This is a genomic window from Pseudomonas sp. GZD-209 (assembly GCF_049310485.1).
Classification (GTDB): domain Bacteria; phylum Pseudomonadota; class Gammaproteobacteria; order Pseudomonadales; family Pseudomonadaceae; genus Aquipseudomonas; species Aquipseudomonas sichuanensis.
The window spans coordinates 1-24,373 of record NZ_JBMOWQ010000254.1 but is presented as its reverse complement, the minus strand read 5'-3'; the positions used below and the strand labels follow the sequence as shown (position 1 = coordinate 24,373).

The window sequence follows — 24,373 nt, the reverse complement described above, 5'->3', positions numbered from 1 at the left end:
TTCCTTCGCGGTCGTCACCCTCTCGTGTCACGGGGTCCGTCGCCCCTCCCCCCCCCCGCGATTGGGCCTAGAGTCCTGTCAACAACGCCCGGTAATCCTCGACCGCCGCGAACTCCTGGGTATCTCGCGGCTCGGCCCGACTATCCGGCTGGCGCACCGCCAGCAGGTGCCCCACCCCAAACCGCTGCGCGCTGCGCAGAATCGCCAGGGTGTCATCGATGAACAGGCTGCGCGCCGGTTCAAAACCGATGTCCGCCTGCAATGCGTCCCAGAACTGCGGGCTTTCTTTCGGATATCCGTAGTCATGCGAGCTGATCAACCGCTCGAAATACGGCGCCAGCTCCACCCGCTCCAGTTTCAGCGACAGTGAGTCGCGATGCGCATTGGTGATCATCACCACCCGCTTGCCGGCCTTGCGGATGGCGGCGAGGAAGGTGTCGGCATCCGGCTTCAAGGCGATCAGGTCGGCGATCTCCTGCTTCAGCTCGCGGATCGGCAGGCGCAGCTCGCGGCTCCAGAAGTCCAGGCAGTACCAGTTCAGCGTCCCGGCATGCTGCTCGAACAGCGGCTGCAGCTCCATTTCGGCCATCGCCCGGCTCACCCCGTGCAGCTCGGCGTAGCGCTGGGGCAGGTGCTGCAGCCAGAAGCGGTTGTCGTAGTGCAGGTCGAGCAGGGTGCCGTCCATGTCCAGCAGGACAGTATCGATGGCGGACCAGGGAAGAACGGGCATGGGAAACTCTCGATCAGGTGGCAAGCCACGGTATAGTAACCCGTTCACGCCAAGGAGCCGCCCCATGCGCCAGAAACCCACCGTCCTCAGCCGCGAGATCGTCGCCAGCAGCCGCCTGTTCCGCGTCGAAGCCGTGCAGTTGCGCTTTTCCAACGGCACCGAACGCACCTATGAGCGACTGGTCGGCCGGGGCAATGGTTATGGCGCGGTGATGATCGTGGCCATGCTCGATGCCGAGCACGCAGTGCTGGTCGAGGAATATTGCGGCGGCACCGATGAATACGAACTGTCCCTGCCCAAAGGCCTGATCGAGCCGGGTGAGGACGTGCTGGCCGCCGCTGACCGCGAGCTCAAGGAAGAGGCCGGTTTCGGCGCACGCCAGCTGGAGCACCTGACCGAGCTGTCGTTGTCGCCCGGTTACATGAGCCAGAAGATCCAGGTAGTGCTGGCCACCGACCTGTACGAAGAGCGGCTGGAAGGTGATGAGCCGGAGCCGATGCGGGTCGACAAGGTCAACCTGCGCGAGCTGTCGGCGCTGGCCATGCACCCGCAGTTCAGCGAAGGCCGGGCCCTGGCGGCGTTGTACCTGGCGCGTGACCTGCTGATCCAGCGTGGGGTGCTGAGCGCATGAACGATCTTCAACTGATGCAGCAGGTGGTGAAGCTCGTCCAGTTGGCCGGCGAGGCCATCCTGCCGTTCTGGCGCGCAGGCGTGGCAGTCACCACCAAGGCCGACGACTCGCCGGTGACCGCTGCCGACCTGGCGGCGCACCGGATCATTGCCGATGGCCTGCAAGCGCTGGCGCCACAGATCCCGGTGCTGTCCGAGGAAGACTGTGATATCCCGCTGCAAACCCGTGCTGCCTGGCAGCGCTGGTGGTTGGTCGACCCGCTGGACGGTACCAAGGAATTCATCGCTGGCAGTGAAGAGTTCACCGTCAACATTGCGCTGATCGAGCAGGGCGAGGTGGTGTTTGGTGTGGTGGCGATGCCGACCAATGGCCGTTGTTACTTCGGCGGTCGCGAGCTGGGGGCCTGGCGTGCCGAGCGCGATGCCGAGGCGCAAGCGATCCAGGTGCGCAACGCGCCGCCACCGGATGGCCGCTTCACCGTGGTCGCCAGCCGCCGGCATTCCAGCCCGGAGCAGGAAGCGCTGCTGGCTGGCCTGACAAGCGCCGTGGGTGAGCTGGAGCTGGCCAATATCGGCAGCTCGTTGAAGTTCTGCCTGCTCGCCGAAGGCGCTGCCGACTGCTATCCGCGGCTGGCGCCGACCTCGCAGTGGGACACTGCTGCCGCGCAGGGCGTGCTGGAAGGGGCCGGTGGCGAGGTGATCGGGCTGGATGGTCAGGCGTTTCAATACCCGCCACGGGAATCGTTGCTCAACCCGTTTTTCCTGGCGTTGCCCAAGGCTGCCGATTGGCGGCAGGCGTTGGTCAAACTCAGCGCAACCACAATCAACAATGCAGTGTAGGGCTCGTGGGAGCGGCGGTGCGCCGATGCGACTTGCCCCGCGATGAGGCCATAGCAGGTTACTCAGTTGTCCTGACTGGCCTCATCGCGGGGCAAGCCCGCTCCCACGAGCAAAATTTTAACAGTGGAGCAAGTACTCTTCCCCCTCCCCCCCCCCTCCCCCCCCCCCCCCCCCCCCCTCCCTCCCCCCCCCCCCCCCCCCCCCCCCCCCCCCCCCCCAAGCCCGCTCCCACGAGCAACATTTCAACGGTGCAGCACGTACTGGCCGCTGAACCTCACCGCAGGCTCGTCACTGCCCTCATTGCTCACCATCGTCTCCAACGTCAACCGCGCCCGCCCGCGGCGCTGGTACATCGTCAGGAACCGCTCCCAGGCTTTCTCGTCCGGCGCCGGGCAACGCGCCACGGCGGTACCGGTCACCGGCAGTGGATAACTGATCTGCCCCTCCTGGATGACGATGTGCCCGTCATCGATGCCCAGCTCGCGCAAGCGCAGGTGCAGCCAGCCCCAACCCACCAACACCGCGCCGCAATACAGGCTGCCGCCGAACATGGTGCTCTTGTGGTTGACGTTGGGGGCCAGCGGCAGCTGCAGGCGCAGGCAGTGGCCTTGCCAGTCGATGACGGCCATGCCCATTTCGCGGGTCAGGGGAATGTCGCTGTGCAGTACGGCTTGCAGGTACTGGCTGTCGGTGCTCATTGACGGTTGTCCTCATGGTCGTCGTGCCCGCCGCTGGCGCCGTCGAAGCTCATGCCATGCTTGCGCAGCTTGTCGTGCAGGGTCTTGCGCGGGATGCCGAGGGCTTCGGCAAGGCTGCGCATGGAGTTGTGTGGCTGGGCCAGTTCGGCGGCGATCAGCGAGCGTTCGAACTGCTCGACCTGCTCGCTCAGGTTGCCGCTCGGCACGGGCAGGTGAACGTCGTTGGGGGTGGCTGGCGGCTGCCCGTCGAGGGCCAGTTCAAGGCCCAGGGCGAAGCGTTCGGCGGCGTTCTGCAGTTCGCGCACGTTACCCGGCCATTCGTGGCGCAGCAGCATGGCGCGCTGGGCGGGTTGCAGGCTGTGGGGCGCCAGGCCGTGGCGCTCGCTGGCGGCATCGGCGAAATGCTGGAACAGCACCAGGATGTCGTCGCCACGCTCGCGCAGTGCCGGGATGCGCAGCGGCGCGACGTTCAGGCGGTAATACAGGTCGGCACGGAAGCGGCCCTGGTCGGCGGCTTGGCGCAGGTCTTCCTTGGTCGCGGCGATGATGCGGATGTCCAGCGGGATCAGCTGGTTGCCGCCCAGGCGCTCGACCACCCGCTCCTGCAAAAGGCGCAGCAGCTTGACCTGCACATCCAGGCTCATGCTCTCGATCTCGTCGAGGAACAGCGTGCCGCCGTTGGCGAATTCGAACTTGCCGATGCGGCGCTTCTGCGCGCCGGTGAACGCCCCTGGCTCGTGGCCGAAGAGTTCGCTCTCGACCACCGATTCGGCCAGGGCGCCGGCGTTGATCGCCACGAACGGGCCGTCGCGGCGGCTCGACAGGTCGTGCAGGGCACGCGCCACCACCTCCTTGCCGGCGCCGGTCTCACCGAGGATGAGCACGTCGGCGCGGGTGCCGGCGAGGGCGCCGATCTGCTCGCGCAGGCGCAGCATGGCCGGCGACAGGCCGACCAGGCGCGTGGCCAGTTGCTGGCGGTCGCTCAGTGCCAGGCGCAGGCTACGGTTGTCCAGCACCAGCCGGCGCAGGGCCAGGGCACGGCGCACGCTGTCGAGCAGGGCGTCAGTGGCAAAGGGCTTTTCAAGGAAGTCATAGGCCCCGGCACGCATCGCCTGCACCGCCAGCGGCACATCGCCGTGGCCGGTGATCAGCAGCACCGGCAGCTCGCTGTCACGGGCGTGCAGTTGCTCCAGCAGTTGCAGGCCATCGATGCCGGGCATGCGGATGTCGCTGACCACCACACCCGGCCAGTCGGCCTCGATGCGCGCGGCCAGGCCCTGGGCATCGGCCAGCGCCACCACCTTGAGCCCGGCAAGGTCGAGGGTCTGGCTCAGCGCCTGGCGCAGGTGCGGGTCGTCATCGACCAGGATCACCTGGGCGTTGCTGTCGATCAGTGTCTCGGTGGTCATGCCGAGGTGTCCTCCGAAGATTGCAGGTTGGCGCCGGGCGTGGCCACGCGCAGTTGCAGGGTCAGCAGGGCGCCGCCTTCCGGGTGGTTGGCCAGCAGCAGCTCACCGCCCAGGGCGCGCATCAGGCTTTCGCAGATGGCCAGCCCCAGGCCCAGGCCCTGGGTGCGGGTCTTGGTGGTGAAGAACGGCTCTTTGGCGTGCTCCAGGGCCTGGCGGCTGAAGCCTGGGCCGTTGTCGCGAATGTACAGGTAGACGCAATCGTCCTGGCGCTCGGCACTTAGCCACAGCTTGCGGGGGTTGGCCTTTTCGGTGAGCGCGTCCAGGGCATTGGCCAGCAGGTTGCCCAGCACCTGGCGCAGGCGGGTTTCGCCGGCCTGCACCCACAGGGTGGCTTCCGGCAGGTCACGCACCAGCTCCACGGCCATGGCCCGGCGGCGCTTGGCCAGCAGCGCCAGGGCGTCGTCCAGCGCCGGCTGCAGGGCCACGCTTTCCGGGGCGTGACGGTCGCGGCGGGCAAAGGCGCGCAAGTGGGCGATGATCGAGGCCATGCGCCCGGTCAGTTCGCCGATCAGCTTGAGGTTGCCGCGCACGTCTTCGGAGCGCTGGTGGTCGAGCAGGATCTCGGCGTTTTCGGCGTAGCTACGGATCGCCGCCAGCGGCTGGTTGAGTTCGTGGCTGATGCTCGCCGACATGGTGCCGAGCACCGACAGCTTGCCGGCCTGGACCAGCTCGTCCTGGGCGCGCACCAGCTCCTGCTGGGCGTTCTCGCGCTCCAGCACGGCGCTTTTGAGCCGGGTGTTGAGGCCTTCGAGGTCGGCGGTGCGCTCCACCACGCGGTTTTCCAGCTCATGGCGGGCGCGGGCTTCGAAGTCGATGCGGTCGATGTAATGGCGGCGGCGCTGCATCACCAGGCCAGCCAGCAGCATGGTCACCAGCAGCGCACCGGCGCCGATGGCCATGACCGTCTGCACCGAGCGGTCGACCAGGGTGCGTGGCGCGAGGATGCTGACCTGCCAGCCGGTTTCCTTGATGTCGCGGGTCTGCGTGAGCCAGGCGTCGTGGTTCAGGCTCAACGGCTGCGGCGCCTGGGTCGGGTACGGCTGGATGGCGATGATCGCCTGGCGCTCGGCCTCGGTCAGTTCACGGGTGGCGCGAAAGCGCCAGTCCGGGCGCGAGGTGAGCACCACCACGCCGTTCTGGTCGGTCAGCAGCAACTGCTCGGGGGTACGGCCCCAGAGGGTTTCGGTGTGGTCGAGGTCGACCTTGACCACCAGCACGCCGATCACCCGCTCACGGTCGTGCACGGCGGCGGCGAAGAAGTAGCCGCGCTTGGCCGATGTCGTGCCCTGGCCGAAGAAGCGCCCCAGGTGGCCGTCCATGGCTTCGATGAAGTACGGCCGGAACGAGAAGTTGCGGCCGACGAAGCTGTCCTGCTTGTCCCAGTTGGAGGCAGCCAGGGTGTTGCCGCTGACATCCATCAGGTACATCACTTCGGCGCCGGTCTGCTGGGTGATGTGCTTGAGCAGGCGGTTGGCGTTGGTCACCGCTTCGAGCTTGAACGGGTCGGCCAGCACGCCGCGCAGGGCAGGCAGTTCGCCGAGGATCTGCGGCAGGGTCTCGTAGCGGTGCAGGGTGCCGAGCAGGTTGGCGACGTAGAGGTCGAGGGTCTGGCGGTTCTGCGAGGCCAGTTCTTCCTGGTAGTAGCGCTCGGCCAGGTGATGCAGGGGCCACAGCAGTGGGGTCAGGCACAGCGCCAATAGGGCAAGGCTGCGCCAGCGGGGGCGGCGAGGTGGCGTGGGTTTGGGAATCATCGGTAAAGGGCGCCAGAAGAGTCTGGCGCAATTATGCGCTAGTTGAGGCAGTCGATCAGTGCTTGATGCCAGTGCGGCTGCGTAACCTGCCATTCGCGCGCCAGGCGCGAACAGTCCAGGCGCGAGTTGAGCGGCCTTTGCGCGGGTGTGGGGTATTCGCTCGACGTGATCGGCAGCAGCTCGGCGCAAGGCAGGCCTTGTGCCTTGAGCTGCTGCGCGATGGCCTGGGCAAAGCCGAACCACGATGTTTCGCCCTGCGCGGTCAGGTGGTAGGTGCCCCAGGCGCCGGCCTGGCCCTGTTGCCAGCGCTCGATCAGGGCGCGGGTGCTGGCGGCAAGGGTGCCGGCCCAGGTGGGGGCGCCGATCTGGTCGCTCACCACCTTCAATTGCGGGCGTTCCTGCAGCAGGCGCTGCATGGTCAGCAGGAAGTTGCGCCCGTGCCGCGAGTAGACCCAGCTGGTGCGAAGGATCAGGTGCTCGCCACCGACTGCCGTGATGGCCTGTTCGCCGGCCAGCTTGCTGCGGCCATAGACGCCCAGCGGGTTCGGTGCATCGTCCTCGGCATAGGGCGTCGTCTTGCTGCCATCGAAGACATAGTCGGTGGAGTAGTGGATCAGCGGCACGCCCAGGCGCGCGGCCTCTTCGGCAAGCACACGGGGAGCCTCGGCGTTGATGGCGAAGGCCAGTTGCGGCTCGCTTTCGGCCTGGTCCACTGCGGTGTAGGCCGCGGCGTTGATGACCAGGTCGGGCCTCAGCTCGCGCAGCGGCGCGCGCAACTGCTGCGGGTGGGCAAGGTCGAGCTGCTCGCGGCCCAGCAGGTGCACCTCGCCCAGGCCGGCCAGCGCGCCTTGCAGTGCCTGAGCCACCTGGCCATTGCGGCCGCAGACGAGCACTTTCATGGCAGCAGGCTCCCTGCCTTGCTCAGTTCGCTGAAGCCTTTGCCCAGCTTGTCCTTGTCGGAAAGCTTTGGCTCTACCCCCTGCAACTGCCAGTCGATGTTCAGGTCGGGGTCATCCCAGCGGATGCAGTGCTCGGCACCGGGGTTGTAGTAATCGGTGGTCTTGTACAGGAACTCGGCCGACTCGCTCAGCACCACGAAGCCATGGGCAAACCCGGGCGGGATCCACAACTGGCGACGGTTTTCGGCGGACAGGCGCACCGCCACCCACTGGCCACAGGTTTTGGAGCTGCGGCGCACGTCCACCGCCACGTCCAGCACTTCGCCGTGGGCCACCCGCACCAGCTTGCCCTGGGTGTTCTGCACCTGGTAGTGCAGGCCGCGCAGCACGTTGTGCGCTGAGCGCGAGTGGTTGTCCTGGACGAAGCCGCCCTTGAACCCGGTCAGTTCGGCGAACACCCGGGCGTTGAAGCTTTCGAAGAAAAACCCCCGATCGTCACCGAACACCTTGGGTTCGATGATAAGTACGTCGGGTATGTCGGTAGCAATGATGTTCATGCAGATTCTTTGGCCAGTTTGCCCAGGTATTGACCGTATCCGGTCTTTTTCAGTTTTTCGGCCTTGGCCAACAACTCTTCACGGCTGATCCAGCCTTGGTTGAAGGCGATCTCTTCCAGGCAGGCCACTTTCAGCCCTTGGCGGTTCTCGATGGTCTGCACGTACTGCGAGGCGTCCAGCAGGCTCTCGTGGGTGCCGGTATCGAGCCAGGCAAAGCCGCGGCCGAAGCGCTCCACGCGCAGGTCGCCGCGTTTGAGGTAGGCGTTGGTGATGTCGGTGATTTCCAGCTCACCGCGTGCCGAAGGGCGTACATCCTTGGCGATGCCCACCACATCGTTGTCGTAGAAATACAGGCCGGTCACGGCATAGCTGGACTTGGGCTGCAGTGGCTTTTCCTCGATCGACAGGGCATTGCCCTGCTCATCGAACTCGACCACACCGAAGCGCTCGGGGTCCTTGACCCAGTAGCCGAACACGGTGGCCCCCGACTCATGTTTCACGGCGCGTTGCAGCTGTTCGGTGAAACTCTGCCCGTGGAAGATGTTGTCGCCCAGGATCAGGCACACCGAGTCGTCGCCAATGAACTCTTCACCGATCAGGAAGGCCTGGGCCAGCCCGTCCGGCGAGGGCTGTTCGGCGTAGCTGATGTTGAGGCCGAACTGGTGGCCGTCGCCGAACAGGTTCTTGTACTGCGGCAGGTCCTGGGGGGTGGAAATCAGCAGGATGTCGCGGATCCCGGCAAGCATCAGCACCGAGACCGGGTAGTAGATCATCGGTTTGTCGTAGATCGGCAGCAGCTGCTTGGAGACCCCGAGGGTGATGGGGTGCAGACGGGTGCCGGAGCCACCGGCCAGAACGATACCTTTGGTCATGCGATCAAGTCCTTGATGTTGGAGTTGCCCAGGCGTTCACCCTGATAGCTGCCGTCCTGCACGCGGCGGCACCATTCAAGGTTGTTCAGGTACCACTGCACGGTCTTGCGCAGACCGCTTGCGAAGGTTTCTTCGGGGACCCAGCCCAGCTCGCGTTCGATCTTGCTGGCGTCGATGGCATAGCGCAGGTCGTGGCCGGGGCGGTCCTGCACGTAGGTGATCAGGTCCTGGTAATGCGCTATGCCGACCGGGCGCTGTTCGGGGGCCAGCTCTTCAAGCAGCTTGCACAGCTCGTGCACCACATCGATGTTCTTCTGCTCGTTATGCCCGCCGATGTTGTAGGTCTCGCCGACCTGGCCCTCGGTCACCACCTTGAGCAGCGCCCGGGCGTGGTCCTCGACGTACAGCCAGTCGCGCACCTGCTGGCCGTTGCCATACACCGGCAGCGGTTTGCCGGCCAGGGCGTTGAGGATCATCAGCGGGATCAGTTTTTCCGGGAAGTGGTAGGGCCCGTAGTTGTTCGAGCAATTGGTCAGCAGTACCGGCAGCCCATAGGTGCGCTGCCAGGCGCGGACCAGGTGGTCGGACGCCGCCTTGCTGGCCGAATAGGGCGAGCTGGGCGCATAGGGCGTGTTTTCGGTGAACAGGTCGTCGACGCCATGCAGGTCGCCATACACCTCATCGGTGGAGATATGGTGGAAGCGGAAGGCTTGGCGCTGCGCCGCCGGCAGACGGGACCACCAGGCGCGGGTGGCTTCGAGCAGGGCGTAGGTGCCGACGATATTGGTCTGGATGAAGGCCGCCGGGCCATCGATGGAACGGTCCACGTGCGACTCGGCCGCCAGGTGCATGATCGCCTGGGGCTCGAAGCGTTCCAGCACCTCGGCGACCGTTGCCTGGTCGGCGATGTCGGCCTGGACGAACTCGTAGCGGCTGTTGCTGGCGATGGGCTGCAGCGATTCCAGATTGCCCGCGTAGGTCAGCTTGTCGAGGTTGAGCACCTCATGCTCGGTGTTGCCGATCAGGTGGCGGATCAGGGCCGAGCCGATGAAGCCGGCACCGCCGGTGACGAGAATGCGCATGTGCAAATGCCTTTGCTGAGGGCTTTGGCGAAAAGCCTAGCTGGTTTGTTTGTGGCCGCTCGTCGTAAATCGTGCTGGCGCACGGTGTCCGTCGCCTGGTGCGAGCTGCCTCTTGAATATCGGCAACAGTAGTGGCGATATAAGCGGCAAAAAAACGAGGTCCCCCGCATGCCCCTGAGCACCCTGATCCAGCGTTCGAGCCAGCCCAGCCCTTCACTCGGTGAAGCCCAGGCCCATGCCCTGCTGCGTTCGCATTATGACCTGCGGGGCGAGTTGCAGGCACTGGGTAGCCAGCAGGATGTGAATTTTTGCGTCGACAGCGCCCAGGGGCGCTATGTGCTCAAGGCCTGCCACGGCAGCTATGCCGAAGTCGAATTGCAGGCCCAGCACGCCGCCCTGGCGTACTTGCGCGAGCGCGGCGTGCCGGTGCCGCAGGTGCAGCCGTCGCTTGCCGGTGAGGCGCTGCTGGCGCTTGAGGTCGATGGCCAACCCCTGCGGGTGCGGCTGCTCAGTTATATCGAAGGCCAGCCGCTGACCCGCCTCAAGCACCTGCCGGTGTCGGTGGTGGCTGAGCTGGGCAGGCTGTGCGCGCAGGTCGACCAGGCGCTGGCTGGCTTCGAGCACCCGGGCCTGGACCGCACCTTGCAGTGGGACCCGCGGCATGCCCAGGCACTGGTCGAGCACCTGCTGCCGGTAGTCACTGATCCGGCACGCCGCGAGCAGGTTGCCCAACTGGCCCGCCAGGCCGCAGACAAGCTGGCGCCGCTGGTCGGGCAACTGCCGACCCAGGCCGTGCACCTGGACATCACCGACGACAACGTGGTCTGGGCGCGTGATGGGCAGCGGGAGTGGCAAGTGCAGGGGGTGATCGATTTCGGTGACCTGCTGCGCAGCTGGCGCATCGCCGACCTGTCGGTGACCTGTTCGGCGCTGCTGCATCACGCCGAAGGCGACCCGCTGCGCATCTTGCCGGCGGTGGCCGCCTACCAGGCCGCCAACCCGCTTGAAACGGCCGAATTGCAGGCGCTCTGGCCGCTGGTGCAGCTGCGTGCCGCCGTACTGGTGCTCAGCAGTGAGCAGCAGTTGGCGATCGATCCGCTCAATCAGTACACCCGCGACAACATCGCCCACGAGTGGGAAATCTTCGATACCGCCTGCGCGGTGCCCGCCGCGCTGATGGAAGTGGCAATCCTGCAGGCTGCCGGCCAGCGGCCCGCTAGCGCCGACTTCAGCGGTTGCCTGCCGTTGCTGCCAGCGCTTGCAGGGCAGGCGGTCAGCCGGGTCGACCTCGGTGTGCTCAGCCCGCACTGCGAGGCCGGCAACTGGGAGCAGCCGGGCTTCGACCAGCGCCTGCTGGCCAGCCAGCCTGCGCCGGCCTGCAGCCTGCACGGCCAATACCGACTGTCGCAAACCCACATCGACCGCGCCGAGGAACCCGCCACCTGTGCCCTGGGTGTAGAGCTCAAGCTGATGCCCGGTAGCCTGCTGCAGGCACCTGCCGAGGGCGTATGGCAGCGTGCCGGCGACAACCGGGGCTGCCTGCGCACCGCGCACTGGAACCTTTGGCTCAACGGCCTGGAAGAGGCCCCGGCCGACGGCCAGCTGCTTGCCAGGGGCCAGGCGCTGGGCGCCACCTGTGGTTTCCTCAGCGTGCAGCTGTGTCTCGATGGCCAGGCCGTGCCGCCGTTCTCCGCCACGCCCAGCGCTGCCGCTGCCTGGCTGGCCCTGTGCCCTTCGCCTTCGGCGCTGCTGGGCTTTGATTGCGCTGCCGAGCCCCTGGCCGATGCGCAGGCGCTGCTGGCCCGCCGCGATGCCAGCTTCGCCCGCTCGCAGAAGCACTATTACGAGCAGCCGCCGCATATCGAACGCGGCTGGCGCAACTACCTGATCGACATGCAGGGCCGCTCGTACCTGGACATGCTCAACAACGTCGCGGTGCTCGGCCATGGCCACCCGCGCATGGTCGCCGAGTCAGCGCGCCAATGGTCGTTGCTCAATACCAACTCGCGCTTCCACTACGCGGCCATTGCCGAATTCTCCGAGCGCTTGCTGGAAGTGGCGCCGGAAGGCTTCGACCGAGTGTTCCTGGTCAACAGCGGGACCGAGGCCAACGACCTGGCGATCCGCCTGGCCTGGGCCTACAGCGGCGGGCGCGACCTGCTCAGCGTGTTGGAGGCCTACCACGGCTGGTCGGTGGCAACGGATGCGATCTCCACCTCCATCGCCGACAACCCCCAGGCCCTGGAAACCCGCCCGGACTGGGTGCACCCGGTTGAGGCACCGAACACCTTCCGTGGTCGCTTTCGGGGCGCCGACAGTGCCGCTGACTACTTGCGCGATGTCGACGCCAAGCTCTCCGACCTCGATGCCCGTGGCCGCCAGCTGGCGGGCATGATCTGCGAGCCGGTGTACGGCAACGCCGGCGGCATCTCGCTACCGGCTGGCTACCTGCGCGAGGCCTACGCCAAGGTGCGCCAGCGGGGCGGGGTGTGCATCGCCGATGAGGTGCAGGTGGGCTACGGGCGCCTGGGCGAGTACTTCTGGGGCTTCGAAGAGCAAGGCGTGGTGCCGGACATCATCACCATGGCCAAGGGCATGGGCAACGGCCAGCCGCTGGGGGCAGTGATCACCCGCCGTGAGATCGCCGAGGCGCTGGAGGCCGAGGGTTACTTCTTCTCGTCCGCAGGCGGCAGCCCGGTCAGCTGCCGTATCGGCATGGCGGTGCTGGACGTGATGCGCGACGAAGGGCTATGGGACAACGCCCGTGACGTGGGGCGGCATTTCAAGGCGCGGTTGCAGGCGCTTGTCGATAAGTATCCGCTGGCGGGTGCCGCCCATGGTTCGGGCTTCTACCTGGGGCTGGAGCTGGTGCGCGACCGGCAGACGCTGGAGCCGGCCACCCAGGAGACCATGCACCTGTGCAACCGCCTGCGCGAGCTGGGGATCTTCATGCAGCCGACCGGTGACTACCTGAACATCCTCAAGATCAAGCCGCCGATGTGCACCACGCGGGCGAGCGTGGACTACTTTGTCGACAGCGTGGAGCGGATCCTCAACGAAGGGCTCTGAGGCACTGCTTGTGAGCCTGGCAAATCGATTCTTATCGGTTTGCCAGGCTTTTTTATGCCTAAATATTTTGTCTTTATCTATTTAAAGTCGATATTTATCGGTTGTAATATCGACGCATTGCCACGCTGCCTATACTGGCGGGCCCGCACCTTTTTTGATCACCGACCTGGCGCCCCTGGCACCGGGCCTTCGCAGAGGTTACCCATGAAGACCCTCAACTCGACCCCCCGCGCCGACGGCTTCCACATGCCCGCCGAATGGGCCCCGCAAACCCAGGTGTGGATGGTCTGGCCGGAGCGCCCGGACAACTGGCGCCTGGGCGGCAAGCCGGCGCAGGCCGCGCACGTGACCCTGGCCAAGGCCATCGCCCGTTTCGAACCGGTTACCGTGGCGGTTTCCGCCGGCCAGTACGAGAACGCCCGGCGCCAGCTCGACGTGCCCAACGTCCGTGTGGTCGAGATCAGCAACGACGACGCCTGGGTGCGTGACACCGGCCCGACCTTCGTGATCAACGACCAGGGTGAAGTGCGTGGCGTGGACTGGGGCTTCAACGCCTGGGGTGGCTTCGATGGCGGCTTGTACGCACCGTGGAACCGCGACGAGGAACTGGCGGCCAAGGTGATGGAAATGGAGCGCGTGCAGCGTTACCACACCGAAGGCTTCGTGCTTGAAGGCGGCTCGATCCATGTCGATGGCGAAGGCACCCTGATCACCACCGAAGAGTGCCTGCTCAACCGTAACCGCAACCCTCACCTGAACCGCGAGCAGATCGAAGACATCCTGCGCGAGCACCTGGCGGTGGAAACCATCGTCTGGCTGCCGGACGGCCTGTACAACGACGAAACCGACGGTCACGTCGACAATTTCTGCTGTTACGTCAGCCCGGGCGAAGTGTTACTGGCCTGGACCGATGATTCCAACGACCCCAACTACGCACGCTGCCATGCGGCCTACGATGTGCTGAAAAACAGCCGCGACGCCAAGGGCCGCGAGTTTGTAGTGCACAAGATGCCGATCCCTGGCCCGCTGTTCGCCACCGAAGCCGAATGCGCCGGTGTCGACCAGGTGGTCGGCAGCCAGGAGCGTGACCCGTCGGTGCGCCTGGCCGGTTCCTACGTGAACTTCCTGATCGTCAACGGCGGCATCATCGCGCCGAGCTTCGACGACCCCGCCGATGCGCAGGCCAGAGCGATCCTCGCCAAGGTCTTCCCGGATCACGAAGTGGTGATGATCCCCGGCCGCGAGCTTCTGCTCGGCGGCGGCAACATCCACTGCCTGACCCAGCAGCAGCCGGCGCCGTTCAAGCGCTGATTCACGCCACCAACAAAAAAGCCCGTCCGATGACGGGCTTTTTTGTTGGTGGCGACGTTCGGTGGCGGCGAATGGCACAGCTCTTGTATTAGTTTTTCATTGTGTTTCAGAGAGATAGGCCTACGCCGTTCTGTAACAAACCTTACGTAAGTTAGCCGCTCACGGGCCCAGGGAGTGCGTGTTGAAATGAATGCAGCAAGTGAGTCGGCTATGCCCCCATCGGCAGTGAATCACCAAACGCTTGAAATACTGGCGCAGTGGTTGCGAGACCATGGATGCATCCGGGTCAGGAAGACCGACCCACGACGTCTGCTGAACGGGCGTTACCCGCAGGGCTTGATCAGTGATGCAGAGCTCGAAGCGCTGCTGGCTGTGTGGCACTGACCGGGTATCAATCCGTCGCAACGAAAAACGCCACCGCACATGCGGTGGCGTTTTCGTTTGTGGCACAGGCCTGGCCGGTTTGGATGCAATGGCCTTGTGTGGACGGTGGCTCCTACAGATCCCTGTGGGAGCGGGTTCACCCGCGAACACGGGCATAGCCCGTGCCAGGCACCGAGGTGTCATCTTCGCGGGTAAACCCGCTCCCACAGGCAGGGTGCAGGTCTTGAGTTCGGCTCTGTCAGGTGGGAGCTGGCTTGCCAGCGATGGCGTCAGAAGCTGTAGCTGCCGGTCACCACCAGGCTACGTGGATCGCCATACTGGATCTGCGCCGCGCTGGTGGCCGAATCGTAGTAGGTCTTGTCGGTGATGTTCTTCAGTGCCGCGCGCACGTCCCAGTCGTGGGTGCGATAGCCGGCCAGGGCATCCCAACGGCCATAACCCGGCAGGATCACGGTGTTCTGGTTGTCGGCGTAGCGGTCACCCACCAGCGTCATGCCGGTTTCGGCATACCAGCCCAGCTCCGGCTTCCAGGTCACGAACAGGCTGGCGTTGCGCCGGGCGACATCGTTGATGCGGTTGCCTTCCTGGCCATTGTTGTCCTCGACGATCTTCGCGTCCTGCAGGCCGATGCCGCCGCGTACATACCAGTTGCCGACCACATTGCCGGTGGCGGTCAGCTCGACGCCGCGCGAGCGCTGCAGGCCAGACATCAGGGTGATGTTCGGGTCGATCGGGTCGCGGGTGCGGCGGTTGTAAAGCTCCAGCTCGTAGAGCGCCAGGGTGGTGGTCAGGCGCTCGTCGAACCAGTCGCTTTTGACCCCGATTTCCTTCTGCCGGGTGAGCTCCGGGTCGGTCTCGTTGGTGTTGCCGGCCGCGCCAGGGGTGATGCCGATCAGGCCACCGCCGACCGGTGAGTAGGTCTTGCTCCAGGAGGCATAGAAGGAGTGGTCGCGCCACGGCGTGTAGACCACGCCCAGGCGTGGGCTGAAGCTGTTGTCGTTCTGCTTCTCGGAGAGGTTGCGCAGTTTGTTGGTGGTCTCCACCTCGAACTGGTCGAAGCGCACGCCGGCGAGAATCTGCCACTGGTCGTTCAGGCGGATCTGGTCCTGCAGGTAGATGCCCCGGCTCTCGACCACCGTGTGGTTGTTGCTCGACACCGCCATCGGGCCGTTGTGCTGCAGCGCGCGGTTGGGGTTGTTCAGGTCCAGGGACGGCACCGCCGTGCCGCCGGCCTTGACCGTCTTGGTAGTGTAGAGCAGCGGGTCGCGGCGCTGGCTGCCGAACTCCAGGCCCAGCAGCAGCTTGTGCTCCAGGCCCCAGGTGCTGACATCACCTTCGGCTTCGAGGTTGTTGAACAGGTTGCGGGTGTTCAGGTCCTGCTGCCAGCGCTGGCGGGTGACCAGGTTGGTGCGCGGGGTGTAGGCGGTCTGGTAGGTGTTGTCGAACTCACTGTCGAGCTTGAACAGGCCCAGGGTATGGCGCAGTTGCCAGTTGTCGCTGAGCTGGTAGTTCAGGCGCGAGCGCAGCGACTGGGCGCGGTCGTCGATGTAGTCGCGCTGGGTATCGCCATAGGTGGCGCTGCGGCTGACGTCCGCCGGGCGCCCGGTCAACGGGTTGCCGGGGATGCCGCGGTCCGGCGTGCGGTTGTAGCGGCTGTACTCGTACTGCACCAGCCAGTTCAGGTCGGGGTTCAGCTGCCAGCTCATGGAAGGGGCGAACAGTTGGCGGTTGCCATCGACGCCGTGGCGGAAGCTGTTGCTGTCTTCATTGCCCATGTTCAGGCGCAGGCTGACGGTGTCGCTGGGGTCGGCGCTGAGGTCGGCGTACAGGCTGCGCAGGTCCTGGCTGCCGCCCTGGGCTTCGATGGTCGAGCGGCGGCCATGTTCCGGCGCCTTGCTCACCCGGTTGACGATGCCGCCCTGGCTGCCTCGACCGTACAGCACCGCGGCCGGGCCCTTGAGCACTTCGACCCGCTCGATGTTGTGCAGGTCGCGGGTGTATTGGCTGTCGTCGCGGATGCCGTCCAGGTAGAAGTCGTTGCTGGCATCGAAACCGCGGATGCGCAGGCTATCGAAGCGAGTGTCGCCGCCGGCGCTGACGTTGGGGATACCTTCCAGCGCTTCGCCCAGGGTGCTGCTGCCATAGTCCAGCACATTGCTGGTCTTCACCGTGTCGATGGCCTGGGGCACATAGCGCACCGGGGTCGAGGTACGGGTCGCCGTGCTCACTTCGCGTACCCGTGGGTTGTCCTCCTCGCGCTCGCTGTCGGCGGTAACCGCGGTTTCCGGCAGGGTGGTGGTGGCGGCGCTGGCCAGGCCGGCGCTGAACAACAGCGACAAGCCCAGGGTCAGGGGTGAAAGGCGGCAAGGGACAAGCATTACAGGCATCCGTCTACGCAATTGAGAAAAAGGGCGCGAATGGTAATGCTTGCTATTTGCTGTTGCTTGCCTATTCGTAAAGACTTGTCTTTACGTTTGTATCACTTTGTAACTAGTCCTTTCTGGTCGATTCGACCGCTACCGAACTCGCGTGTGCGCGCTGCCCATTTAGATGACCGTTGTGCGAGATTTTTCGGAAAAACCTGAAAGAGATAAATTTGCGCAGAAGCTGGGCATTAGTGCGTGGAAATGCACTGTTCAAGACCTTTTTTTTGGTTATATCAACCTGCATTTCACGATTTTTTGACATGTATAAGCAGGCACGGCTAGGATTCGGCCTCTACGCCTGCTGGCCATGACTTGGCCATGCGGCTGTAAGGCCCGTTGCAGACCATCAGCGGGGCCTTCCGGCCTGGATCCGCATAGCGTCGAACCTACGAAGGGGCGTTGGTTCCTGGCGTTCTCATGCAGAGCGTTTTTGATTAAGCAATAAGGAAAATAAAATGTTGAAAACCAGGATCAGCCTGGTCGCCCTGGCGATGATCGCCGCGACCCAGGCCCAGGCCAACGAGCAGGCCGACAGCAAAGGTTTCATCGAGGACAGCCACGCCAACGTCCTTCTGCGCAACGCTTACATCAATCGTGACAAGAAGCACGGCACCGACGACCAGATCGAATGGGGCCAGGGCGTCATCGCCAACTTCTCCTCCGGCTTCACCCAGGGCACCGTCGGTGTCGGCGTTGATGCCTTCGGTCTGTACGCCGTGCGTCTGGACGGCGGCAAAGGCCACAACGGTGGTGGTGGCGTCGACTTCTTCAAGCCGCACAACACCAAGAACGCCGACGGCAACGCCAGCAGCCCGCACGACCTGGCCCGCGGCGGCGCTGCGGTGAAGTTCCGCATCTCCAACACCGTGCTCAAGTACGGTGACCAGATGCCGGCCCTGCCGGTGCTGAACTACGACGATGGCCGCCTGCTGCCAGAAAGCTTCACTGGCACCCTGATCACCTCCAAGGAGATCAAGGGCCTGGAACTGAACGCCGGCCGCTTCACCCAGGAAGCCCGCAAGAGCGCCGAAGGGCGTGACAGCGGCGGCCTGAAGTCGATCGACGTATTGGGTGGTAGCTACAAGTTCACCGACAACTTCACCGCTTCGCTGTACACCGCAGACAACGAAGATGTGATGAAGAAGCACTACCTGGGCTTGAACTACGTCTTCCCGATCGCCAATGACCAGTCCGTGACCCTGGACTTCAACGGCTACAAGACCAGCATCGACAAGCAGTTCGTGCGCTCGGCCGAGCTCAATGGTGACTCCAACACCATCTGGAGCCTGGCAGCCACCTACGCCTTCGGCCCGCACTCGATCACCCTGGCGCACCAGCGCAGCACCGGCAGCACCGGCTACAACTACGGCGGCTACCAGAGCGCGGGTGGTACCAGCGACGGTGGTTCGACCATCTACCTGGCCAACTCCTACTGGTCCGACTTCAACGCCGAAGACGAGCGTTCCTGGCAGCTGGGCTACGGCCTGGACTTCGGCGCCTTTGGCGTTCCAGGCCTGACCTACAAGGTCGCCTACGTGGTGGGTGACAACATCAACACCCGCAACCTGAAGAACCCGGAAGGCTTCGGCGAAGGCAAGGAGCGCGAGATCTTCAACCAGCTGCGCTACGTCGTTCAGGAAGGCCCGGCCAAGGACCTGTCGATCAAGCTGCGTAGCTCGTTCCTGCGCACCAACAACGCGGTCCAGCAGAACGGCTACAACGACGACGGCAACGAAGTTCGCGTATTCGTCGAGTACCCGATCAGCATCTTCTGATCCTGATCTGGCGTCACTCGCAGCCCCGGCCTATGCCGGGGCTGTTTCTTTGTGGCGTGCCACGTTCGCCGCAGGCACCCCCTCGACTTCCCCAATCTGCGGCGCAAAGCTGTCACTGCGCGCCATCCGCCACATCCGTGCATAGAACGCATTTTCGATCGAGCCGCTGAGCAATTCACCCGGTTTGAGGAACGCGTGCAGCTGCGAAAACAGGCTGATCTCACTGGGGCTGATACGCCGTGCCAGGTGCTTGGGCTTGAGCTCGGACGGGTGATCCAGCCCAGCAGCGGCGAGCATTTCGGCCAGGGCATGCAGGGTGTTGCGGTGAAAACTCGCAACCCGCTCGGCTTTCTCCGGTACCACCAGCGCACGCTGGCGCAGCGGGTCCTGGGTGGCCACGCCAGTGGGGCACTTGTTGGTGTGGCAGCTTTGCGACTGGATACAGCCGATGGCGAACATGAAGCCGCGTGCCGAGTTGACCCAGTCGGCGCCGATGGCCAGCACGCTGGCAATGTCGAACGCGCTGACGATCTTGCCCGCCGCGCCGATGCGCACGCCTTCGCGCAGGTTCAGGCCCACCAGGGTGTTGTGCACGAACATCAGGCCGTCACGCAGCGGCATGCCCATGTTGTCGGAGAACTCCCGGGGCGCCGCGCCGGTGCCGCCTTCCTTGCCATCGACGACGATGAAGTCCGGGGTGATGCCGGTGGCGAGCATGGCCTTGGCAATGCCCATGAATTCCCACGGGTGGCCCAGGCAGAACTTGAAGCCTACCGGTTTGCCGCCTGACAGCTCGCGCAGCCTGGCGACGAACTGCAGCAGTTCCAGCGGGGTGCGGAAGGCGCTGTGAGCGGCCGGCGAGATGCAGTCCTGGCCCTCGCGCACCCCCCGGGTGGCGGCGATCTCGGCGCTGACCTTGTGCCCCGGCAGGATGCCGCCATGGCCAGGCTTGGCGCCCTGGCTGAGCTTGATCTCGATCATCTTCACCTGGCCATCGCGAGCCTGTTCGGCGAAGCGTTCGGGGTCGAAGCGGCCGTCCTCGGTGCGGCAGCCGAAATAGCCGCTGCCGATTTCCCAGATCAGGTCGCCGCCGTGTTCGCGGTGATAAGGGCTGATGCTGCCCTCGCCGGTGTCATGGGCAAAGCGCCCCAGCCGCGCCCCTTTGTTCAGTGCGGCGATGGCATTGGCACTGAGTGCGCCGAAGCTCATGGCCGAAATATTGAAGATCGACGCCGAATACGGCTGGGTGCACTGCGGCCCGCCGATGCGAATGCGAAATGACGCAGGATCGGCCTGTGGCACGGGCAGCATCGAATGGCTGATGAACTCGAAGCCCGGCTTGTACACATCATTCAGGGTGCCGAAGGCCTTCTCGGCGCTCTCGTTCTTGGCCCGGGCATAGACCAGCGAACGTTGCGCGCGGGAGAACGGCAGCTTGTCGTCGTCGCCCTCGATCAGGTACTGGCGAATCTCGGGCCGGATGGTTTCGATCAGGTAGCGGATGTTGCCCAGGATCGGGTAGTTGCGCCGCACCGCGTGGTGGCTTTGGCGCAAATCATTGAGGCCGACCAGGCTGAGCAGCGCGGTCACCAGGGTGAATGGCCACAGCCAGCTGTGCTGGATCAGGAAGGGGATGCTGGCAAGGGTGAAGACAAGGCACAGGGCCAGGCAGGCATAACGGCTGGGGAGCGAATCGTTCATGGGTCCATCGCAGGCGGGATGACGCGGCCTAGGATAGGCAAAGCCTGTGCGCGGAAAACCAGGGGTTTCGGTAAAAGACTCTTGCACGGGCGTAGGGTGTGGCGTTTGCGCTGCAAGATCCGGCATCACTTGCGTGCCTGGCTTGCTCTGTTCCCTGACCCTACTTCCCCTCCAGGAGGCCCGCTGGTCGGGTTGGTGGGTATGGTGTTGATAGATATTAATCGGTGGTTATACTAACCACCGCTGCGAATTGCCCAAGGAAGGGGTTCATCAACAGACCAGGAGAGCCACTGCCATGTTATTCCCCATCGCCATCCTGCCCGGCGACGACCAGCACGCCTGGGGTGTGGAAGTCCCGGACATCCCGGGCTGCTTTTCGGCCGGTGAAGACCTCGATGACGCCATCGCCATGGCCCGCGAGGCCATCGAGGGCCACCTCGAACTGCTCGCCCAGGACGGCCAGGAAATCCCCAAGGCCAGCAAGGTGAGTGTCCATGCGGCCAACCCTGACTACGCCGGATGCACCTGGGCACTCATCGACATCGATATCACCCGCTACCTGGGCAAGGCCGAGAAGCTCAACATCACCCTACCGGCCTACCTGCTCACCCGTATCGATGCCTACGTGAAGAACCATCCGGAACAGAAAAGCCGCTCGGGCTTTCTGGCTGAAGCGGCGCTGAGAATTCTGCAGGGCGACTGCAAATAGTTACGCTGGGCCCGCTGTGGGCAGCCGTCAGGTGCCCGAGGCATCGCGGCGCAGGTTCAGCAAGTAGCCTTGGTTGCGGATGGTGAGGATCTGCGCGGCTTGGCCTGGCGCCCGGCGCAACTGTTGGCGCAGGCGGCTGATGCACATGTCCACCGAACGGTCGTCGGGCAAGTGGTCGCGGCCGAACGCGCTACGTGTCAGATGATCGCGGGATACCACGCGGCTATTGGCCTGCAACAGTTCGTGCAGTACTCGGTAGTCCGAGCGTGGCAGGGTCAGGGCCTTGCCGTCGGGGTGGGTGAGCAGCCGTCTGATGGGGTCCAGTTCAAAGCCTGCGAATCGCTGCGGCTGGGCAGCGCTTTCGTCGCCGTTGGCTTCCAGCTGCAGGGGCCGGCGCAGCACAGCCTTGATCCGGGCAACCAGTTCGAGGGGGTCGAAGGGCTTGGCCAGGTAATCGTCGGCGCCTGCTTCCAGGCCTGTGATGCGGTCCAGGGTGCTGCCCTTGGCCGACAACAGGATCACCGCCGGCCCCGGCAGCCCCTGCAACTGCCGGCACAGGCTCAGGCCATCCTCACCGGGCAGCATCAGGTCCAGCACCACCAGGTCGACCTTGTGCAGGGCCAGTTGCGCGCGCATCTGCTCGCCATCTGCGGCCGGCAATACCTGGTAGCCGGCATCACTCAGATAATCGCAGAGAAGTTCGCGAATCTCGTCGTCATCGTCGACAACCAGCAGGGTGGTGCTCATGGAAGGGTACCTGTAAAAATGCGAGCGGCAGCGCTCGTTACGATCAACGTCATCCCCGCGCAGACCGGCATGCCGGCAGTGCGTGAAGCGACGCAATCGTAACAAAAAATCATCTGCGAATGCGAAGTCTTCGCAAATGCTGTCGATCGCCGCTAGCGAATCGGTCCAGGCGCTTCCAGCTGTTTCATCAGGTCGTCGTTCCATTGCCCTTCGACCTGCACGTGCGCAGCGGCACCCAGCATCACGGCCTCGATCAGGTTGTGATTGAGGTAGGTGTACAGGCCGGGCTGGCGGAAGGTGTACAGCGCCGCGCCTGCGGCACCGCCGGGGATGAACCAGGTTTCCAGGTTGCGCTGCGGCGGGTTGGCGAACTTGCCAGCGGCCCACACGTAGTCGCCATGGCCGCCGATCAGGTGCGGGCGGGTGTCGCGGTTGGCTTGCGAGTGGACGATCAGCACCGTTTCGCCGAGCGTGGCGGTGAGCGCGTGCTGGCCGGTCAGCGCGCCGACGCTGCCATTGAAAACCACGTGCGTGGGTATCAGCCCCTTCATCACTTGGTACATGTCGGCGAAGCTCGCCGATGGGCTGGCGTAGCGCTTGTACTTGCCGTCCTTGTCGCGCGGAATGTAGTAGTCCTGCTCGCCGATGTACCAGACCTTGTCGTACTGCAGCGGGCGCCCGTCGCCGTCCCTCAGGCCGTCCCGCGGCAGCACCATGATTGCGCCATTCATGCCGCACACCACATGCCAGGGGATCATCACCCCGCCCGGCGCGCAGTGGTACACGAACACCCCCGCGCGGTCCGCCTTGAAGCGCAGCTTCACCTGCTCGCCAGGCTTCACATGGGTCAGCTCACCACCGCCAAGCGCGCCGGTGGCGGCATGAAAGTCGATGTTGTGCACCATGCTGTTGCGGGCCGGGTTGACCAAGGTGAGCTCCACGTAGTCGCCCTCGTGCACCACCATCAGCGGGCCGGGCACCGAGCCGTTGAAGGTCATGGCATGGATGTAGGCCCCCTCGCTGTCGACCGCCAGTTCTTTCTCCTCGATCTCCATGCGGAACTCGACGATCCGCGGTTTGCCAGGCGCGCGCTGGCTGTGGGCATGTACCTGGGGTGGTGCAACCAGCTCGACCCGGGTGCGTTCCAGCTGGGTCAGGTCCGTGGGCGGATTATTGGTCGCCGGCGCCGCCGCCCGGGCCAGGCCGCTGGCCAGCACCGTGCCGCCAACCCCCAGCAATACACCCCCCGCCAGCACCCCGCGCCGCGTCAGGGCTACGCCTTGTTGCTCACTCATGGGACTTCTCCTTAAGTCGACGAAAGCCGTCGGCACAGGAATACCCATTTTTAAAGCAGGGTTTATTGAGCCCAAACAAGAAATCGAGCGGCAGGGCAATCTGTCGCAACTGTGGCCGATAGCTACTATGGAGTTACGCGGGCTGCCACGTGCAGCGACTCAGGGAGCACAGGGAGTGAGCCGTTTCGTCAGTTTCGAGGTCAGCAATCACCGTCAGTATGTGATCAGCATCGATCACATCATTGCGCTTTACCCGCTTGCTCAGGAAAGGACGTTTGCCAAAGGAGGGATCGTGCTGATCAACGGGCTGGGGAAGGAGGGCAAGCATGTGGCGCTGGAGCTTAGCGGGCCGGAGATTAGGAAGCTGCATAAGGTGTTGTTGCTGGAGTGACGGGGTGGGGTGTGCGACTGGATGATTTCTAGAAACGCAAAAGCCCCGACTGACGTCGAGGCTTTTTGAGTATGGTGCGGGCACCAGACGAACGGTATGTTTTGGCGAGACCAGGTTTTTCGGGCTTCTGGAGTTCGTTGGAAAATTCGGCGTACCCCAACTAATAACTATAAAAAAATCAGCTAGTTATGGCTTTCAGTGGAATCGAATTCGGGATTTTTTTATGTCAGCGACATTGTCGCTCTGTAGGTAATTCAGAGCCGCATACGAATGGTAAACCTCCTGAATTCGAACGTTGTCGATCATCCCCTCCGTAGAGAGTAGGCAGAAATCCGCCAAAAGCTGCCGTGGCGACAGGGAGCAGACGGCCAATAGCCGACGTTCGCCTAGAACTACAAACTGCGATAGCGAAAACTACACTCCGGTTTGCTCCTAATCAGAATCTAACGCTAAGATGTCCGAAGGATCTAGGACAAGCTATTTGAAGCTTTTTTGTGATGATTCTAGCATCGCTGTGGGAGCAAAATTTTGGACGCATGGGCAATCGTGGCCGACTCCGCGTTCGGCTTCCATTCCCATAATCGCTTCAATACACTATGGCTAAAATAGTCATTTTAAATGACTGAAGGTATGCACATGGATAATGTCATAGTAAAAAAAGGATTATTGCTAGGCGCCGGTTTTTCTTACGACTTTGGAATGCCTCTAGCAATAGAGCTTACCGAAGTGTTCTTAGGATTATTTACTACTAAATCAACTGAGCATTTTGTGGATGTGCTCGCACAAAACTCACCCTATGGAGATGACCGTCCAATAAGTAGGCCTGCATTGAAGCGAGGTATGGATCTGTTGCTCAGCTATAAGGCTGAGGCTGGAAAAAACTACGAAGAACTATTATCAAACATTCAATCCGCGGCAGCAGACTATAAATGCCCTCAAGCAGAAAAAGACACTTTTCATTATTTGTTTGGTGTATTTTATAGCATAATCTATAAGATTTTGTGCGACTACCAATTCGAAGCCCACAAAACCCTATA

The 24,373-nt window shown here is 63.8% G+C and carries 21 protein-coding genes; 9 read left to right on the top strand and 12 right to left on the bottom strand.

The genetic code is table 11. The features are described from left to right. Nucleotides 1–67: 67 nt before the first annotated feature. Nucleotides 68–730 (bottom strand): GMP/IMP nucleotidase, encoded by a 663-nt coding sequence (gene yrfG, locus ACO6VM_RS25205; protein ID WP_401057530.1) that lies wholly within the window; start codon nucleotides 728–730, stop codon nucleotides 68–70. A gap of 64 nt (nucleotides 731–794) precedes the next feature. Here yrfG and nudE point away from each other — a divergent pair, with 64 nt between their 5' ends. After that, nucleotides 795–1,361, top strand: coding sequence for an ADP compounds hydrolase NudE (gene nudE / locus ACO6VM_RS25200; RefSeq protein WP_110992208.1), 567 nt, complete (start codon nucleotides 795–797; stop codon nucleotides 1,359–1,361). Then, the gene (gene cysQ, locus ACO6VM_RS25195; protein ID WP_422403973.1) at nucleotides 1,358–2,200 is read left to right on the top strand and encodes a 3'(2'),5'-bisphosphate nucleotidase CysQ; all 843 of its coding nucleotides are present in this window, start codon (nucleotides 1,358–1,360) and stop codon (nucleotides 2,198–2,200) included. Before nudE ends, cysQ begins: the two co-directional genes overlap by 4 nt. Nucleotides 2,201–2,442: 242 nt before the next feature. On the opposite strand, the gene ACO6VM_RS25190 is transcribed toward cysQ, so the two are convergent. Genes ACO6VM_RS25190 through rfbB form a run of 7 tightly spaced genes read right to left on the bottom strand, consistent with a single transcriptional unit; the run spans nucleotide 2,443 to nucleotide 9,528 of the window. Further along, on the bottom strand, nucleotides 2,443–2,898 hold the full coding sequence (locus ACO6VM_RS25190) for a YiiD C-terminal domain-containing protein (protein ID WP_422403972.1): 456 nt from the start codon (nucleotides 2,896–2,898) through the stop codon (nucleotides 2,443–2,445). Continuing rightward, nucleotides 2,895–4,307, bottom strand: coding sequence for a sigma-54-dependent transcriptional regulator (locus ACO6VM_RS25185; RefSeq protein WP_401057532.1), 1,413 nt, complete (start codon nucleotides 4,305–4,307; stop codon nucleotides 2,895–2,897). The genes ACO6VM_RS25190 and ACO6VM_RS25185 overlap by 4 nt, the downstream gene beginning before the upstream one ends. After that, the gene (locus ACO6VM_RS25180; RefSeq protein ID WP_110992212.1) at nucleotides 4,304–6,118 is read right to left on the bottom strand and encodes a sensor histidine kinase; all 1,815 of its coding nucleotides are present in this window, start codon (nucleotides 6,116–6,118) and stop codon (nucleotides 4,304–4,306) included. The genes ACO6VM_RS25185 and ACO6VM_RS25180 overlap by 4 nt, the downstream gene beginning before the upstream one ends. A 38-nt stretch (nucleotides 6,119–6,156) precedes the next feature. After that, nucleotides 6,157–7,017 (bottom strand): dTDP-4-dehydrorhamnose reductase, encoded by an 861-nt coding sequence (gene rfbD / locus ACO6VM_RS25175; protein ID WP_401057533.1) that lies wholly within the window; start codon nucleotides 7,015–7,017, stop codon nucleotides 6,157–6,159. Further along, the gene (gene rfbC / locus ACO6VM_RS25170) at nucleotides 7,014–7,574 is read right to left on the bottom strand and encodes a dTDP-4-dehydrorhamnose 3,5-epimerase (protein WP_401057534.1); all 561 of its coding nucleotides are present in this window, start codon (nucleotides 7,572–7,574) and stop codon (nucleotides 7,014–7,016) included. The genes rfbD and rfbC overlap by 4 nt, the downstream gene beginning before the upstream one ends. Beyond that, nucleotides 7,571–8,446, bottom strand: coding sequence for a glucose-1-phosphate thymidylyltransferase RfbA (gene rfbA, locus ACO6VM_RS25165; protein ID WP_422403971.1), 876 nt, complete (start codon nucleotides 8,444–8,446; stop codon nucleotides 7,571–7,573). Before rfbA ends, rfbC begins: the two co-directional genes overlap by 4 nt. After that, nucleotides 8,443–9,528 (bottom strand): dTDP-glucose 4,6-dehydratase, encoded by a 1,086-nt coding sequence (gene rfbB, locus ACO6VM_RS25160; RefSeq protein ID WP_422403970.1) that lies wholly within the window; start codon nucleotides 9,526–9,528, stop codon nucleotides 8,443–8,445. The genes rfbA and rfbB overlap by 4 nt, the downstream gene beginning before the upstream one ends. Nucleotides 9,529–9,696: 168 nt before the next feature. Here rfbB and ACO6VM_RS25155 point away from each other — a divergent pair, with 168 nt between their 5' ends. From ACO6VM_RS25155 to ACO6VM_RS25145, 3 genes are all read left to right on the top strand, one after another. After that, complete coding sequence (locus tag ACO6VM_RS25155) at nucleotides 9,697–12,597, top strand: aminotransferase (protein ID WP_422403969.1); 2,901 nt, start codon at nucleotides 9,697–9,699, stop codon at nucleotides 12,595–12,597. Between the two features lie 204 nt (nucleotides 12,598–12,801). Further along, entirely contained in the window at nucleotides 12,802–13,908 is a 1,107-nt protein-coding gene (aguA, locus tag ACO6VM_RS25150) for an agmatine deiminase (RefSeq protein WP_390966310.1), read from the top strand. 186 nt (nucleotides 13,909–14,094) lie between these two features. Then, nucleotides 14,095–14,292, top strand: a complete 198-nt coding sequence (locus tag ACO6VM_RS25145; RefSeq protein ID WP_110992219.1) for a hypothetical protein — start codon at nucleotides 14,095–14,097, stop codon at nucleotides 14,290–14,292. Nucleotides 14,293–14,561: 269 nt separating this feature from the next. Here the strand turns inward: ACO6VM_RS25145 and ACO6VM_RS25140 are convergent, their stop codons facing one another. Then, nucleotides 14,562–16,670 (bottom strand): TonB-dependent receptor, encoded by a 2,109-nt coding sequence (locus tag ACO6VM_RS25140; protein ID WP_422403968.1) that lies wholly within the window; start codon nucleotides 16,668–16,670, stop codon nucleotides 14,562–14,564. A 503-nt stretch (nucleotides 16,671–17,173) separates the two neighbouring features. On the opposite strand from ACO6VM_RS25140, the gene ACO6VM_RS25135 reads away from it, so the two are divergent. Beyond that, nucleotides 17,174–18,493, top strand: a complete 1,320-nt coding sequence (locus ACO6VM_RS25135; RefSeq protein WP_401057540.1) for an OprD family porin — start codon at nucleotides 17,174–17,176, stop codon at nucleotides 18,491–18,493. Between the two features lie 30 nt (nucleotides 18,494–18,523). Here ACO6VM_RS25135 and ACO6VM_RS25130 read toward each other — a convergent pair whose 3' ends face one another. Continuing rightward, nucleotides 18,524–20,194, bottom strand: a complete 1,671-nt coding sequence (locus ACO6VM_RS25130) for an FMN-binding glutamate synthase family protein (RefSeq protein ID WP_422403967.1) — start codon at nucleotides 20,192–20,194, stop codon at nucleotides 18,524–18,526. Nucleotides 20,195–20,489: 295 nt separating this feature from the next. Here ACO6VM_RS25130 and ACO6VM_RS25125 point away from each other — a divergent pair, with 295 nt between their 5' ends. Next, a complete protein-coding gene (locus tag ACO6VM_RS25125) occupies nucleotides 20,490–20,903 on the top strand; it encodes a type II toxin-antitoxin system HicB family antitoxin (protein WP_125462239.1) in 414 nt (137 codons plus the stop codon). Between the two features lie 27 nt (nucleotides 20,904–20,930). Here ACO6VM_RS25125 and ACO6VM_RS25120 read toward each other — a convergent pair whose 3' ends face one another. Further along, nucleotides 20,931–21,650, bottom strand: coding sequence for a response regulator (locus ACO6VM_RS25120; protein ID WP_422403966.1), 720 nt, complete (start codon nucleotides 21,648–21,650; stop codon nucleotides 20,931–20,933). A 152-nt stretch (nucleotides 21,651–21,802) separates the two neighbouring features. Then, a complete protein-coding gene (nirK, locus tag ACO6VM_RS25115; protein ID WP_422403965.1) occupies nucleotides 21,803–22,945 on the bottom strand; it encodes a copper-containing nitrite reductase in 1,143 nt (380 codons plus the stop codon). Here nirK and ACO6VM_RS25110 point away from each other — a divergent pair. Then, nucleotides 22,944–23,336 (top strand): hypothetical protein, encoded by a 393-nt coding sequence (locus ACO6VM_RS25110; protein WP_422403964.1) that lies wholly within the window; start codon nucleotides 22,944–22,946, stop codon nucleotides 23,334–23,336. The two genes, nirK and ACO6VM_RS25110, sit on opposite strands and share 2 nt — an antisense overlap. A 636-nt stretch (nucleotides 23,337–23,972) precedes the next feature. Then, nucleotides 23,973–24,373: hypothetical protein (locus ACO6VM_RS25105; RefSeq protein WP_422403963.1), on the top strand; the 401-nt coding region annotated here is incomplete at its 3' end.

Excerpts from the sequence above, each read along its gene's own strand:
- yrfG (WP_401057530.1), bottom strand. The coding sequence starts at position 730 with ATGCCCGTTCTTCCCTGGTCCGCCATCGATACTGTCCTGCTGGACATG.
- nudE (WP_110992208.1), top strand. The coding sequence starts at position 795 with ATGCGCCAGAAACCCACCGTCCTCAGCCGCGAGATCGTCGCCAGCAGC.
- cysQ (WP_422403973.1), top strand. The coding sequence starts at position 1,358 with ATGAACGATCTTCAACTGATGCAGCAGGTGGTGAAGCTCGTCCAGTTG.
- ACO6VM_RS25190 (WP_422403972.1), bottom strand. The coding sequence starts at position 2,898 with ATGAGCACCGACAGCCAGTACCTGCAAGCCGTACTGCACAGCGACATT.
- ACO6VM_RS25185 (WP_401057532.1), bottom strand. The coding sequence starts at position 4,307 with ATGACCACCGAGACACTGATCGACAGCAACGCCCAGGTGATCCTGGTC.
- ACO6VM_RS25180 (WP_110992212.1), bottom strand. The coding sequence starts at position 6,118 with ATGATTCCCAAACCCACGCCACCTCGCCGCCCCCGCTGGCGCAGCCTT.
- rfbD (WP_401057533.1), bottom strand. The coding sequence starts at position 7,017 with ATGAAAGTGCTCGTCTGCGGCCGCAATGGCCAGGTGGCTCAGGCACTG.
- rfbC (WP_401057534.1), bottom strand. The coding sequence starts at position 7,574 with ATGAACATCATTGCTACCGACATACCCGACGTACTTATCATCGAACCC.
- rfbA (WP_422403971.1), bottom strand. The coding sequence starts at position 8,446 with ATGACCAAAGGTATCGTTCTGGCCGGTGGCTCCGGCACCCGTCTGCAC.
- rfbB (WP_422403970.1), bottom strand. The coding sequence starts at position 9,528 with ATGCGCATTCTCGTCACCGGCGGTGCCGGCTTCATCGGCTCGGCCCTG.
- ACO6VM_RS25155 (WP_422403969.1), top strand. The coding sequence starts at position 9,697 with ATGCCCCTGAGCACCCTGATCCAGCGTTCGAGCCAGCCCAGCCCTTCA.
- aguA (WP_390966310.1), top strand. The coding sequence starts at position 12,802 with ATGAAGACCCTCAACTCGACCCCCCGCGCCGACGGCTTCCACATGCCC.
- ACO6VM_RS25145 (WP_110992219.1), top strand. The coding sequence starts at position 14,095 with ATGAATGCAGCAAGTGAGTCGGCTATGCCCCCATCGGCAGTGAATCAC.
- ACO6VM_RS25140 (WP_422403968.1), bottom strand. The coding sequence starts at position 16,670 with ATGCTTGTCCCTTGCCGCCTTTCACCCCTGACCCTGGGCTTGTCGCTG.
- ACO6VM_RS25135 (WP_401057540.1), top strand. The coding sequence starts at position 17,174 with ATGTTGAAAACCAGGATCAGCCTGGTCGCCCTGGCGATGATCGCCGCG.
- ACO6VM_RS25130 (WP_422403967.1), bottom strand. The coding sequence starts at position 20,194 with ATGAACGATTCGCTCCCCAGCCGTTATGCCTGCCTGGCCCTGTGCCTT.
- ACO6VM_RS25125 (WP_125462239.1), top strand. The coding sequence starts at position 20,490 with ATGTTATTCCCCATCGCCATCCTGCCCGGCGACGACCAGCACGCCTGG.
- ACO6VM_RS25120 (WP_422403966.1), bottom strand. The coding sequence starts at position 21,650 with ATGAGCACCACCCTGCTGGTTGTCGACGATGACGACGAGATTCGCGAA.
- ACO6VM_RS25110 (WP_422403964.1), top strand. The coding sequence starts at position 22,944 with ATGGGACTTCTCCTTAAGTCGACGAAAGCCGTCGGCACAGGAATACCC.
- nirK (WP_422403965.1), bottom strand. The coding sequence starts at position 22,945 with ATGAGTGAGCAACAAGGCGTAGCCCTGACGCGGCGCGGGGTGCTGGCG.